Origin of the sequence: Cupriavidus gilardii (genome assembly GCF_008801915.1) — a bacterium.
GTDB lineage: Bacteria > Pseudomonadota > Gammaproteobacteria > Burkholderiales > Burkholderiaceae > Cupriavidus > Cupriavidus gilardii.
The window spans coordinates 136345-149475 of sequence record NZ_VZOV01000003.1; the positions used below are offsets into that span (position 1 = coordinate 136345).

Annotated in this window: 12 protein-coding genes; 7 read left to right on the forward strand and 5 right to left on the reverse strand. The window is 68.2% G+C overall.

The window, feature by feature from the left end; translation table 11 throughout:
- Positions 1-14 precede the first annotated feature (14 nt).
- The 5 genes from hutU (at position 15) to hutG (ending at position 5973) form a co-directional block, all read left to right on the forward strand.
- The gene (gene hutU, locus F7Q96_RS06215) at positions 15-1715 is read left to right on the forward strand and encodes a urocanate hydratase (protein WP_053822426.1); all 1701 of its coding nucleotides are present in this window, start codon (positions 15-17) and stop codon (positions 1713-1715) included.
- Positions 1712-2359 (forward strand): HutD/Ves family protein, encoded by a 648-nt coding sequence (locus F7Q96_RS06220; protein ID WP_053822425.1) that lies wholly within the window; start codon positions 1712-1714, stop codon positions 2357-2359. The genes hutU and F7Q96_RS06220 overlap by 4 nt, the downstream gene beginning before the upstream one ends.
- Positions 2356-3636 (forward strand): imidazolonepropionase, encoded by a 1281-nt coding sequence (hutI, locus tag F7Q96_RS06225; protein WP_053822424.1) that lies wholly within the window; start codon positions 2356-2358, stop codon positions 3634-3636. The genes F7Q96_RS06220 and hutI overlap by 4 nt, the downstream gene beginning before the upstream one ends.
- Positions 3633-5024: a formimidoylglutamate deiminase gene (locus F7Q96_RS06230; RefSeq protein ID WP_053822423.1), complete on the forward strand. Its 1392-nt coding sequence runs from the start codon at positions 3633-3635 to the stop codon at positions 5022-5024. The genes hutI and F7Q96_RS06230 overlap by 4 nt, the downstream gene beginning before the upstream one ends.
- Positions 5025-5157: 133 nt before the next feature.
- Positions 5158-5973: an N-formylglutamate deformylase gene (gene hutG, locus F7Q96_RS06235; protein ID WP_053822422.1), complete on the forward strand. Its 816-nt coding sequence runs from the start codon at positions 5158-5160 to the stop codon at positions 5971-5973.
- Positions 5974-6043: 70 nt separating this feature from the next.
- Here the strand turns inward: hutG and loiP are convergent, their stop codons facing one another.
- The 3 genes from loiP to F7Q96_RS06250 all read right to left on the reverse strand — a co-directional run bounded on the left by loiP (position 6044) and on the right by F7Q96_RS06250 (position 8713).
- Entirely contained in the window at positions 6044-6808 is a 765-nt protein-coding gene (gene loiP / locus F7Q96_RS06240; RefSeq protein ID WP_151022304.1) for a metalloprotease LoiP, read from the reverse strand.
- A gap of 177 nt (positions 6809-6985) precedes the next feature.
- Positions 6986-7642, reverse strand: coding sequence for an oxygen-insensitive NAD(P)H-dependent nitroreductase NfsB (locus F7Q96_RS06245; protein ID WP_053822420.1), 657 nt, complete (start codon positions 7640-7642; stop codon positions 6986-6988).
- Positions 7643-7705: 63 nt separating this feature from the next.
- Positions 7706-8713, reverse strand: coding sequence for a zinc-binding alcohol dehydrogenase family protein (locus F7Q96_RS06250; RefSeq protein WP_151022256.1), 1008 nt, complete (start codon positions 8711-8713; stop codon positions 7706-7708).
- A gap of 114 nt (positions 8714-8827) precedes the next feature.
- On the opposite strand from F7Q96_RS06250, the gene F7Q96_RS06255 reads away from it, so the two are divergent.
- Positions 8828-9748 (forward strand): LysR family transcriptional regulator, encoded by a 921-nt coding sequence (locus tag F7Q96_RS06255; RefSeq protein WP_053822418.1) that lies wholly within the window; start codon positions 8828-8830, stop codon positions 9746-9748.
- 35 nt (positions 9749-9783) lie between these two features.
- Here F7Q96_RS06255 and F7Q96_RS06260 read toward each other — a convergent pair whose 3' ends face one another.
- Both F7Q96_RS06260 and F7Q96_RS06265 read right to left on the reverse strand, forming a co-directional pair.
- Complete coding sequence (locus F7Q96_RS06260; RefSeq protein ID WP_053822417.1) at positions 9784-10905, reverse strand: Fic family protein; 1122 nt, start codon at positions 10903-10905, stop codon at positions 9784-9786.
- Between the two features lie 67 nt (positions 10906-10972).
- Positions 10973-11926 carry a LysR family transcriptional regulator gene (locus F7Q96_RS06265; RefSeq protein WP_053822416.1) on the reverse strand — a complete coding sequence of 318 codons (954 nt, stop codon included), beginning with the start codon at positions 11924-11926 and terminating at the stop codon, positions 10973-10975.
- Between the two features lie 116 nt (positions 11927-12042).
- Here F7Q96_RS06265 and F7Q96_RS06270 point away from each other — a divergent pair, with 116 nt between their 5' ends.
- Entirely contained in the window at positions 12043-13122 is a 1080-nt protein-coding gene (locus F7Q96_RS06270; RefSeq protein ID WP_212762909.1) for a Bug family tripartite tricarboxylate transporter substrate binding protein, read from the forward strand.
- Positions 13123-13131 lie beyond the last annotated feature (9 nt).

The following is a 13131-nucleotide window of genomic DNA, read 5'->3' on the forward strand; positions in this document are numbered from 1 at the left end:
CAGGAGAACCAGACATGAACGCCAACGAACAGCAATTCCTCGCGCGCGGACAGCGCGAAATCCGTGCGCCGCGCGGCACCGAGCTGCACTGCAAGAACTGGCTGATCGAAGCCGCCTATCGCATGATCCAGAACAACCTGGACCCGGACGTCGCCGAGCGGCCGCAGGACCTGGTGGTCTACGGCGGCATCGGCAAGGCCGCGCGCAACTGGGAGTGCTTCGACGCGATCCTCGACAGCCTGCGCCGCCTGGGCGAGGACGAATCGCTGCTGGTGCAGTCCGGCAAGCCGGTCGGCGTGTTCCGCACCCATGCCGACGCGCCGCGCGTGCTGATCGCCAACTCCAACCTGGTGCCGCACTGGGCCAACTGGGACAAGTTCAACGAGCTCGATCGCGCCGGCCTGATGATGTACGGCCAGATGACCGCCGGCTCGTGGATCTACATCGGCACGCAGGGCATCGTGCAGGGCACCTATGAGACCTTCGTCGAGGCGGGCCGCCAGCACTACGGCGGCGACCTGTCCGGCAAGTGGATCCTGACCGCGGGCCTGGGCGGCATGGGCGGCGCGCAGCCGCTGGCCGGCGTGCTGGCCGGCGCTTGCGTGCTGGCGATCGAATGCCAGGAGTCGCGCATCGATTTCCGCATCCGTACGCGCTATCTGGACAAGAAGGCCACCACGCTGGACGAGGCGCTGGCGATGATCGCCGAGGCCACGGCGAGCAAGCAGGCGATCTCGGTGGGCCTGCTAGCCAATGCCGCCGAGATCGTGCCTGAGCTGGTCAAGCGCGCGCAGGCCGGCGGCATGCGGCCCGATATCGTCACCGACCAGACCTCGGCGCACGACCTCGTCAACGGCTATCTGCCGGCCGGCTGGACCGTCGAGCAATGGGAAGCCGCGCGCAAGGCCGATCCGAAGGCGGTGGAAGCCGCGGCGCGGCCGTCGATCGTCGAGCACGTCAAGGCGATGCTCGCCTTCCAGCAGATGGGCGTGCCGACGCTGGACTACGGCAACAACATCCGCCAGGTTGCGTTCGACGAGGGCGTCAAGAACGCCTTCGACTTCCCGGGCTTCGTGCCGGCCTATATCCGTCCGCTGTTCTGCCGCGGCAAGGGCCCGTTCCGCTGGGTCGCGCTGTCCGGCGATCCCGAGGACATCTACAAGACCGACGCCAAGATGAAGGAGCTGTTCCCCGAGGACAAGCACCTGCACCGCTGGCTCGACATGGCGCGCGAGCGCATCGCCTTCCAGGGCCTGCCGGCGCGCATCTGCTGGGTCGGCCTGGACGAGCGCCATCGCGCGGGCCTGGCCTTCAACGAGATGGTCAAGTCGGGCGAGCTGAAGGCGCCGGTGGTGATCGGCCGCGACCATCTGGACTGCGGCTCGGTAGCGTCGCCCAATCGCGAAACCGAGGCGATGAAGGACGGCTCGGATGCCGTCTCCGACTGGCCGCTGCTCAACGCGCTGCTCAATACCGCGGGCGGTGCGACCTGGGTCAGCCTGCATCATGGCGGCGGCGTCGGCATGGGCTTCTCGCAGCATAGCGGCGTGGTGATCGTCTGCGACGGCACCGATGCCGCCGCCCGCCGCATCGAGCGCGTGCTCTGGAACGACCCGGCCACCGGCGTGATGCGCCACGCCGACGCGGGGTACGACATCGCGATCGACTGCGCGCGCGAGAAGGGCCTGAACCTGCCGATGGTCAACCGCGGATGAGCGCGGCGCCATCGCTGCCGGCGCAAGCACGGCGCTTTGCGCTGGCCGAGCTGACGCCGATGCCGTGGAAGAACGGCGGCGGCACCACGCGCGAGATCGCCGCGTGGCCGCCCGCCGCCGGGCTCGACGCGTTCGACTGGCGCCTGAGCATTGCCGACATTGCGGCCGATGGCCCGTTCTCGGCGTTCCCCGGCATCGACCGCCAGATCGTGCTGCTCGATGGCGCCGGCGTGCGCCTGCAAGCGCGCGATGGCAGCTTCGATCATCGTCTGGTGGCGGTCGGGGAGCCGTTCGCCTTTGCCGGCGAAGCGACCGTCGACGCCACGCTGCTGGGCGGGCCGACGCGCGACTTCAATGTGATGACGCGGCGCGGCCGCTGCCATGCGCGTGTCCAGTGCGCCGGCGCGGCCATCGACAGCGCCGAGGTCCAGGCGGATACGACGGTCGTGCTCTATGTGCTGGCCGGCCGCTGGCGAAGCGATGATGCGCGGAGCGCCGACGCCGATGTGCTGGCAGCGGGCAGCGGCTTGTTGCTGCCACCCGGCAGCGCCTTCCGCTGGCTGCCCGAACATGAGGGCGCCCGCTGCCTCGTCGTCAGGCTGCAATCGACGCAGCCATCCTCCGATAGGGAAACCCAGTCATGACGCAGTCCGCTGAAGAATTCGCCGTCGACGCCGGCGTGTCCGACGCGCCGTCCGCCGACGGCGTCTGGCATCGCTGCCATCTGCTGCCGGATGCCGATCCGGCCAACGCCATCCGCGATGCCGCGCTGGTCGTCGAGCAGGGTCGTATTGCCTGGCTCGGCAAGCAGGCCGAGTTGCCCGAGGCTTACCGCAGCCTGCCGTATCACGACGCAAACGGGACATGGGTCACGCCCGGCCTGATCGATTGCCACACGCATCTCGTCTATGGCGGCCAGCGCGCCGACGAATTCGCGATGCGGCTCGCCGGCGCCAGCTACGAGGACATCGCCCGCGCCGGCGGCGGCATCGTCTCGACCGTGCGTGCCACGCGCGCCGCCGACGAAGACGCGCTGTTCGCGCAGGCCGCGACACGGCTCAAGCCGCTGCTGGCCGAGGGCGTCACCGCGATCGAGATCAAATCGGGCTACGGCCTGGACCTTGCCACCGAGCGCAAGCAATTGCGCGTCGCGCGGCGGCTCGGGAAGGCGTATGGTGTGGCCGTGCACACGACCTTCCTCGGCGCGCATGCCCTGCCGCCCGAATACGCCAATCGCGCCGACGACTACATCGCACTGGTCTGCGACACCATGCTGCCGGCGCTGGCGCAGGAAGGACTGGTCGATGCGGTCGATGCGTTCTGCGAGGGCATCGGCTTCTCGCCGGCGCAGACCGAGCGCGTGTTCGAGGCCGCGCACCGGCATGGCCTGCCGGTCAAGCTGCATGCCGAACAGCTGAGCAATCTCGGCGGCGCCGCGCTGGCGGCCCGCTATCGCGCCTTGTCCGCCGATCACCTGGAGCATCTGGACGAGGCGGGCGTCGCGGCGATGGCCGAGGCGGGGACCGTCGCGGTGCTGCTGCCCGGCGCGTACTACTTCCTGCGCGACACGCATCTGCCGCCGATCGCGCTGCTGCGCCGGTACGGCGTGCCGATCGCGCTGTCGACCGACCACAATCCCGGCACGTCGCCGGTGACCTCGCTGCTGCTGATGCTCAATATGGGCTGCACGCTGTTCCGCATGACGGTGCCCGAGGTGCTCGCCGGCGTCACCGTGCACGCGGCGCGCGCGCTCGGCGCCAGCGATCGGCATGGCCTGCTGGCAGCGGGGCGGGGCGCGGATTTTGCGCTGTGGCGCATCGATTCGCCGGCCGAGCTGGCCTACTGGTTCGGCCGCAACCCGCTCGCCGCCGTGGTGCGCCAGGGCCGCGTGTTCGCCGGACCCGCAGGAGTGTCGAGATGAGTCCAGTCCCCGATCGAACGCTGTTCGCCGCCGAGGCGTTGCTGCCCGATGGCTGGGCCAGCAACGTGCAGCTGAGCTGGGACGCCGACGGCAAGCTGACCGCCGTGACGCCCAACGCCGCGCCCGCCGCCGGTACGCCGCGCGCCGCAGGGCCGGTGCTGCCCGGCATGACCAATCTGCATTCGCACGCCTTCCAGCGCGGCTTCGCCGGCCTGACCGAGTTCCGCTCGGCGGCCGACGATTCGTTCTGGAGCTGGCGCGAGCTGATGTACCGCTTCGCGCTGCGACTGGCGCCCGAGACGCTGGAGGCGATCGCCACGCAGCTCTATATCGAGATGCTGCGCGCCGGCTATACCAGCGTCTGCGAATTCCACTATGTCCATCACCAGGCCGACGGCACGCGTTACGCCGATCCGGCCGAGATGTCGCTGCGCCTGCTGCGCGCCGCGCAGCGCGCGGGCATCGGCATCACGCTGCTGCCGGTGCTGTACCAGAGCGCGGGCTTCGGACCGAAGCCGCCGCTGGCCGAACAACGCCGATTCCTGCACGAGACCGACGCGATGCTGGCGCTGCTGCAGCGGCTGGCGCCGGCCTGCACGGGTACGGCACGGCTTGGCCTGGCGCCGCATTCGCTGCGCGCTGTGCCGCCCGACAGCCTGCGCGCGGCGGTAGCGGGCCTGCATGCGATGGACCCGACCGCGCCGGTGCACATCCATATCGCCGAGCAGCAGCGCGAGGTCGACGAATGCCTGGCGTGGTGCGGCACGCGCCCGGTCGACTGGCTGCTGGACCATGCGCCGGTCGACAAGCGCTGGTGCCTGGTCCATGCAACCCATCTGGATTGGGACGAGCGCCGGCGCCTGGCGCACAGCGGCGCCGTGGCCGGCATCTGCCCGACTACCGAGGCGAACCTCGGCGATGGCGTGTTCGACGCCGCGCCGTACCTGGAGCAGGGCGGGGCATGGGGCATCGGCTCGGACAGCCACGCCAGCGTCAGCGTCAGCGAGGAACTGCGGCTGTTCGAATACGGGCAGCGGCTCGCGCTGCAGAAGCGCAATGTGCTTGCTTCGAGCCGCCATCCGCAGGTCGCCGATCGGCTTTATCTCGATGCGGTCGCCGGCGGCGCGCGGGCGGCGGGACGTGCGGTGGGCGGGCTGGCGGCCGGACAGCAGGCGGACTTCGTCGTGCTGGACGGCAATCATCCGACGCTGGCCGGCCTGCGCGGCGAGCAGGCGCTGGCCGTCCACGTGTTCGCCAATCAAGGACATGAGACACTAGCGGAAGTCCGCAGCGCGGGACGCTGCCGCGTGCAGCGCGGCGTCCATGCCTTGCAGGCCGAAGCGGGCGTGGCCTTCGCCAGCGCGCGTGCCAGCCTGCTGGCGCCATGACGATGAGCGGGGCGGCCTCCAACACGGTCGCCACGCCGACGCCGCGGACCCCTTTCCAGACGAACCTTTGATATCGCCACCGGCAACGCCCGACAGGCGCGCGGCCGGCGGCGATGCCACTCGTAGCAGCAATATGACTTCCTTCTCCACCGATACCCCGGCCTTCACGCTGCAGCGCGGTACGCGCCCCCTGCTGATCTCGATGCCCCATGTGGGCACCTATCTGCCGCCGTCGGTCGCCGACCGCTTGACCGACGAGGCACGCACCGTGCCGGATACCGACTGGCACATGGACCGGCTCTACGGCTTCGCGCGCGAGCTTGGCGCGTCGGTCCTGATGGCGACGCATTCGCGCTATGTGGTCGACCTGAACCGCCCGCCCGACAACGCCAACCTGTATCCGGGCCAGGACACCACCGGGCTCTGTCCGGTCGATACCTTCGACAAGACGCCGGTGTATGCGAACGGCGTCGGTCCCGACGAGACCGAGATCTTCGCGCGCCGCGATGCGGTCTGGCGCCCCTATCACGACGCGCTGGCCGGCGAGCTGGCGCGGCTGCGCGCGGAGCACGGCACGATCGCGCTGTGGGACGCGCATTCGATCCGCTCGGTGCTGCCGCGCTTCTTCGACGGCAAGCTGCCGGACTTCAATCTGGGCACCGCCAACGGCGCCAGCTGCGATGCCACGCTGGCCGACCAGGTCGCGAAGATCGCCGGCGAAGCGCAAGGGTATACGTCGGTGCTGAACGGCCGCTTCAAGGGCGGCTATATCACGCGCCAGTACGGGCAGCCCGCGCAGGGCGTGCATGCGATCCAGCTCGAGCTGTCGCAATGCACCTATATGAGTGAGCAATATCCGTTCGACTACGACGAAGCGCTGGCGGGCAAGCTGCAGCCGACGCTGCGGCGGATGCTCGAGGCCGTGCTGGCGTTCGTCGAGGCGCGTTGATGGCGTGCTGATGGCGTGCTGGCATCGGCAAACCGAGACGGCGCATGCCGTCTCGGTTCTCACGCCAGCGTCATTTCCCGCTGCGCAGCCGCTCCTCGATATGCTGGGCGCGCTGCAGCGAACCGGGGTGCGTGCTCAGCATGCTCGATTGCCCGCCGTCGAGCGCCGCCATCTTGCGGAAGGCGGTCACCAGCGCCTCCCGATTGGACTTGTTCTTCGTCAGCAGATCGAAGGAATAGTCGTCCGCCGCGGTTTCCTGCCGCTGCGAGAACTGCGAGTTGACCAGCGTCTCGGCCAGCTCACCCAACTGCGACGACGACAGCGCATTGAGCGTCGCGCTGCCCGCGGCGCCCAGCACGCCGCGCGCGGCAGCGGTCGCGTAGGCCACCTGCATCGCCGCCTTGGTATGGCCCAGCGCCACGTGGCCGATCTCGTGCCCCACCACGCCGCGCACTTCGTCGTCGGTCATCATGTCCATCAGCCCGCTGTAGATGCGCACGCAGCCGTTGGCCATCGCCCAGGCATTCACTTCCTTGGTCTCGTAGACCTTCGCGTCGAGCGGCAGGCCGGTGTTCTGCAGGCCCGCCATGATCTTGGTCAGGCGCTGGCCGTAGGTGCTCGTCGGCGCGGCGATCTTGTTCTTCTTGTCCATCTCGGCGCACGACTGGTCCGACAGCGTCTTGATACTGGCGTCGGACAGCGTCGCGGCGGTGAACAGGCTGCCGCCGGCCTGCGTCAGGCCCTGCATGTCGGCGCCGGCGCATCCGGCGAGCAGGGCGGCGGCGAGGGTCGCGAGCAGGGGGGCCTTGGCGCGCAAGGCGGTGCGGCGTGGCATGGCTGGGGTCATGGCGGTTCCTGTTGATGCTGGAGAATCCAGCAGCATACGCAGCGCAGCCGCGAGCCGGTAGCGGGCGATGTCCGACGTAGCGAAGATCACTCGTCTCGGCAATGGGGCGTCATGTCGCCGCGTACGGCATTTTTGGCGGCATGTCGGCGGCATGACCCCATGGCGTTACAGGTACCGAACCACGGTCTCCGCCGGCAAACGGGACTTCGGCAGCGCCGCATTGAAGTCGCTGTCCGCGCGATAGCCCAGGCCGACCAGCACCACGCTGGTGTACCCGGCCTCGCGCAGGTTCAGTTCGTCGTCGAGCGCGCCTGCGTCGAATCCTTCCATCGGCGTCGCGTCGATGCCCAGCGTGGCGGCGCCCAGCAGCAGCGTGCCGAGCGCCAGATAGACCTGCTTCTCCATCCAGTGCTGCAGGTCTTTCTGCGTATAGCGATGCAGATCGACGAAGCCTTGCCGGGTCTTGCGCTGGTTCCCGCGCGCCTCAGGCGTCTGGAAGCGGCCGTCGCGCTCCTCCTGGTCGAGGATGGCGTCCAGCTGCGCGTCCGGCAGGCCGGTGCGCGCGCACAGCACGATCACGTGCGACGCGTGCTCGATCTTCGGCGCGTTGTAGGCGTAGGGACCTTGCGCTCCCGCCTTGGCGATGCGGGTCTTTGCCGCGGTGCTGCCCGCGACCACGAAGTGCCACGGCTGCGAGTTGACGGACGAGGGGCTGTAGCGCAGCAGCGTGATCAGCTCCTGCAGATCGCTGTCGGATACCTTGCCGGCAGGATCGAATGCCTTGGTGGTATAGCGGGTGCGGGCGAGATCGGAGAGGGACATGGGCATGCTCTTGATATTGGTATGTCGTGTGTGTCTGTTGTCGCGATGAGGAGGCGCCGGTGCTCAGAACCCTTCGAGCACGACCTTGCCGCGCGCGCGGCCGCTTTCGATCAGCGCATGGGCGCGGCGCAGGTTGGCGGCGGTGATCGTGCCGAAGTGTTCGCCGAGCGTGGTGCGGATCGTGCCGGCGTCGATCAGCTGCGCGACGCGGGTCAGCAGTTCGTGCTGGCGGATCATGTCCGGCGTCTCGAACATCGGCCGCGCAAACATGAACTCCCAATGCAGCGACAGCGACTTGCGCTTCATCGGCATCACGTCGAGCGTGGCGGGATCGTCAATCACCGCGAGCTGACCCTGCGGCGCCAGCACGTCGATCAATTGCGGGTAGTGTTGGTCGGTATGGGTCAGGCTGGCCACATGCTCGACCTGCGGCACGCCGATGCGCTCCAGTTCTTCACGCAAGGGCCTGGTGTGGTCGATCACGTGATGGGCGCCGAGCGACGTCACCCAGTCGCGTGTCTCCGGACGCGACGCCGTGCCGATCACGGTCAGGCCGGTCAGCTGGCGCGCGAGCTGGGTCAGGATCGAGCCGACGCCGCCGCCGGCGCCGACGATCAGCAGGTGCTGGCCCGCCCCGCCGTGCTCGGCAACGCGCAGCCGGTCGAACAGCAGTTCCCACGCGGTGATCGTCGTCAGCGGCAATGCCGCGGCTTCGGCGTCCGACAGAGAGGCCGGCTTGCGCGCGGCGATGCGTTCGTCGACGAGGCAGTACTCCGCATTGCTGCCGGCACGCGTGATCGAGCCGGCGAAGTAGACGTCGTCGCCCGGCGCGAACAGCGTAACCGCGCTGCCGACGCGGACGACCTTGCCGACCGCGTCCCAGCCCAGCACGCGCATGGCCGCGACCGCGGACGATGCCCGGACCTTGGTATCGACCGGGTTGACTGCGATGGCGCGCACCTGCACCAGCAGGTCGCGCGGACCGGGTTCGGGCGTCGGCAGATCGACGTCGATCAGCGCGGCCGGGTCGTCGATCGGCAGGCCGTGCTGGAGGTAGGCGATGGCTTTCATGTGGGCTCCGTGACTTGAGGAGAGGGTTTGCCTGGACGGTGCCGCTATCTTGCGCCGTCGCCGCCTATCCGGTAAGCGGTAAAATCCACCAGCACTTTCTCTCTGCGAGTGAAAATGATCCGCCTCGAAGACCTGACCCTGTTCGTGCGCAGCGCTGCTCTGGGCAGCTTTTCCAGCGCGGCGCGCGAGGCCGATCTGCTGCCGGGGCAGGTCAGCGCCGCGGTCAAGCGGCTGGAGCGCGATCTCGATATCCGCTTGTTCGCGCGCTCGACCCGCAGCCTGCGCCTGACCGCCGAGGGCGAACGCTATCTGCCCTACGCGCAGGAAGTGCTGGCCACGCTGAACGAGGGCCGCGACCGGCTGCGCGGCGATGGCGCGGCGCTCAGCGGGCTGCTGCGCGTCACGGCGCCGTCGGATCTTGGGCGCAATGTGCTGCTGCCCTGGATCACCGAATTTCGCCGCGCCCATCCCGACCTGACGCTGCGGCTCTATCTGTCCGACCACGTGACCGATGTCTTCCGCGATCCGATCGATGTCGCGATCCGCTACGGGCGCATCGAGGAGGCCAGCTATGTCGCCCTGCCGCTGGCGCCGGAAAACCGCCGCGTGCTGATCGCCTCGCCGGCCTATCTGGCCCGGCATGGCCGCCCGCAATCGCTTGATGAACTGGCCGCGCATCGCTGCCTGCTGTACCACCTGAGCGGCCGCGTCTACGACAAATGGCCGTTCGAAACCGCGCGCGGCCGACGCCTGGTCGAGGTCAAGGGCAGCCTGTACACCGACGACGCCGACGTGGTCCGCCGCTGGGCGGTGCAGGGTGAGGGCATCGCCTACAAGTCGTGGCTCGACGTCTGCGGCGATGTGCAGGCCGGTCGGCTGACCGTGCTGCTGCCGCACGAGCCGGGAGAAAGCACGCCGCTGAATCTGGTCTGCCCGCACCGCAAGCAGTTCTCGCCGGCCGTGCGGCAATTGCAGGCGTTGCTGAAGGAGCGGTGCGCGGGGCTGACGGCGCTGTATGCGGCGGCGGTGGCTTGAGCCGCTTGTCGCTGCTGCGATCGAAAACCGTCGCGTCAGATCTCCGCCGACGCGGCTAGCTCGTAGCTCGTGCTGCGTCCACCAGCCGCTGACTTCTGCAGCACACCGCGTTCCACCAACTCATTGATGTCGCGCAATGCCGTGTCGTTCGAACATTTGCCGATGGCCGCCCATTTCGCGCTCGTCAGCTTGCCCTCGAAGCCGTCCAGCAAGCGGTTCAGCACCTTGATTTGCCGCTCGTTCATCGGCACCGTCGCGGCCCGCTGCCAGAAGCGCGCCTTGAGCAGTACCCGATCCAGTGTCTTGTTGGCCTGCAACACGGCCGCGTGCAACGTCGCGAGAAACCAGGCAAGCCACTGCGTGATATCGAGAGTGCCTTTCTGGGTCCGCTCAAGGATGTCGTAGTAGGCCTTGCGCTCTCGCTGGATTTGCGCGGAGAGGCTATAGAAGCGCTGCGGCGTGCCGTCGGCGCGCGCAAGCAGCAGATCGCCGATCGCGCGCGCGATACGGCCGTTGCCGTCGTCGAACGGGTGCAGGGTGACAAACCAAAGATGGCCCATGCCCGCCTTGAGTAGCGGTGGGTCCTCGCCGGATCCGTTCAGCCAATCCACGAAGCGTGCCGTCTCGGCTTCGAGGCGGTCGGCAGGCGGTGCTTCGTAATGAACGCGCTGCCTGCCAATGGGCCCGGATACGACCTGCATCGGGCCGTTGGCGTCGTCCCGCCACGCGGCCACGCGGATTCGGCTCATGCCCGAATAACCAGTCGGGAAGAGGGCGGCATGCCAGCCAAAAAGACGATCGGCATTGACCGGCTGCTGGGCGTTGCTCGTGGCATCCAGAATCATGTCCACGACGCCATCGACGTGTCGGTCGGCCGGAGCCAGTGCTCCGATATCGACGCCGAGCCGACGGGCCACGGAAGATCGGACCGACGCCACATTCAGCGATTCGCCTTCGATAGCACTCGTCTTCACGACGTCTTCGGTCAGGACCGCGAGGCACGCTTCATTTCTGAATCCCATGCCGAGATCGGCCAGTCTGCCAAGCAGAAGGCCCTGAGCGCGGGCGGTCTCCGCCATGGGGGTCGCCAGGGCGGCCAGGTCGTACTGCCACCGCGGCCAGTGCGGAGATTGCCAGACGTATTCGCCGTAATTCATGCGGAGATTATGGCGCGTATTTCCTGCACGGTCAAATTTATGACCCAAAAAGCACATAAAAAGCGAGCTAAGCGGCCTTTCCGATCTTTCCAGGCGACCGTCGCGGCATCGCCGGCGGGCTCATCACCGCCGACGGCATCAGGTCGGCAATGACCTGCCGCAGCCAGGCATTGGCCGGATCGCGGTGGTAGCGCACGTGCCAATGCTGCTTGACCTGGTAGCGAGGGATCTCGTACGGCAGCGCGAGCAGCCGGATGGGCTCGCGCGACTGCATCACGGCAGCGTAGTGCCGCGGCACTGTGGCGAGCAGTTCGGTCTCGCCGACGATCTGGGCCAGGGCCAGGAAGCTGGGCACGTGCAGGGCGACGCGCGGTGACGCGCCATGACCGGCCAGGGCCTTGTCGAGGATGACGGTGTGGCCAGTGCCCGTGGCGGCCACCGTTGCATGCCGCTCGCGCCGATAGACCGCCTTCGACAGTGTCTTGCCGATGCGAGGATGCGAGCGGCTGGCGATGCAGACAAAGTCCTGCTCGAACAGGGTGCGCTGATAAAAGCCCGCCTCCAGCTGCGGCATGTAGCCGACCGCGACATCGACCGCGCCTTCCTCGAGCCGCCGCGCGCTGTCGGCGGTGATGCGTTCCGCATCGATGTCGATGCCCGGCGCATGGCGCTGCAGGTAATTGAGCAGCCGCGGCAGCAAGGCGATTTCACCCAGATCCGTCATGCAGATCCGGAACGAACGCTTCGCCTTGGCGGGATCGAAGGCCGACCCGGTGCGGGCCTGTTCGAGCATCGCGCGGACCTCGCGCAGCACCTTGTGCAGGGCGTCGGCCCGGGGCGTCGGCAATACCCCGCGCGCGGTGCGTGTGAACAGCGGATCGCCATAGTAGGCACGCAAGCGGTTCAGCGCCGTGCTCGCCGCGCCTTGCGTCATGCCGAGCTTGTCCGCCGCGCGCGACACGCTGCCGGCCTTGTAGACCTCGTCGAATACCGCAATCCACTCCAGGTCCAGCGACGCCATCGGATGTCTCCGCACAGGGATATCGAAAAATTGGATAGATGGTATTCCGCTGCGCTGTTGCTCGCGAGGTCGGCCGGCACAAGAATGGGTTGCATCGAACCGGGGAGGAGACAGCGATGATTCCCAGCACCAGAGTTTCGCCCACCAGAGGCCCCGCAGTGCGCTCGACCAACGCCAAGGCATCGACGCGGCGCCCGTGGACCGTCCTCGTCCTCGAAGGCATCGCGGCGACGCTGCTGGCGGTCGCCTTGCTGACGCCGGCCTTGCCAAGGCCGGCATTCGCCGCCGGCAACGGCGCCTTTCCGACCAAACCGGTGACCATCGTCAGCACGTTCTCGGCGGGCAGCGGACCGGATGCGATGATGCGCGCCGTCGCCGAAAAACTGGCGCTCCAATGGAAGACGCCCGTCGTCATCGAGAACCGGCCGGGCGGCGCGGGCTTCATTGCCATCAATGCGGCGCGCGCGGCGGCGCCGGACGGCCATACGCTGCTGCTGCACGATGGCGATGCGTTGAGCGCGCTGCCGCATCTGTTCAAGAGCCGCAATTTCCGCGTGTTCGATGCCTTCGAGCCGGTCGGCGTGCTCTACAGCACGCCGTTCTTTGTGGTGGTGCCGTCGTCCTCCCCGTGGAAGAACGTCGGCGATCTGCTGGCGGCCGCGAAGGCCAGGCCGGGCAAGGTCAGTTATGGGACCTGGGGCGTCGGCAGCACGGCGCATCTGCAGTCCGCGCTGCTGGCGAACCAGGCCGGCGTCAGCATGCTGCACGTGCCGTACAAGGAGATGGGGCAGCTCTATACCGGCGTCAGCACGGGCGAAACCGACTGGGCCCTGGGGGCGATGGCATCGACAGAGTTCGTCTATCAGTCCGGTCGCGTCCGCTATCTCGCGGTGACGAGCCCGCAGCGGCTGCCTGCCATGCCCGATGTGCCGACACTGGCCGAGTCCGGCGGTCCGGCCAATGCGGTGCCCAGCGGTTTCGTCGCGCTGCTGGCGCCGAAGGGCACGTCCGCGGCGATTCTCGACCGGATCAACAAGGACCTGCTCACCGCCGCCAGCCCGGACGTGCAGGCGCGCTACAAGACCTTCAGTTTCGAGGCCACGCCGTGGAGCGGCGCGCAGATGCGCCGTGCGATCGAGGCGCGCAGCGCCACCTATGAGCAGGTCGTCCGCCAGAACGGCATCAAGCTCGATTGAGAACGGACG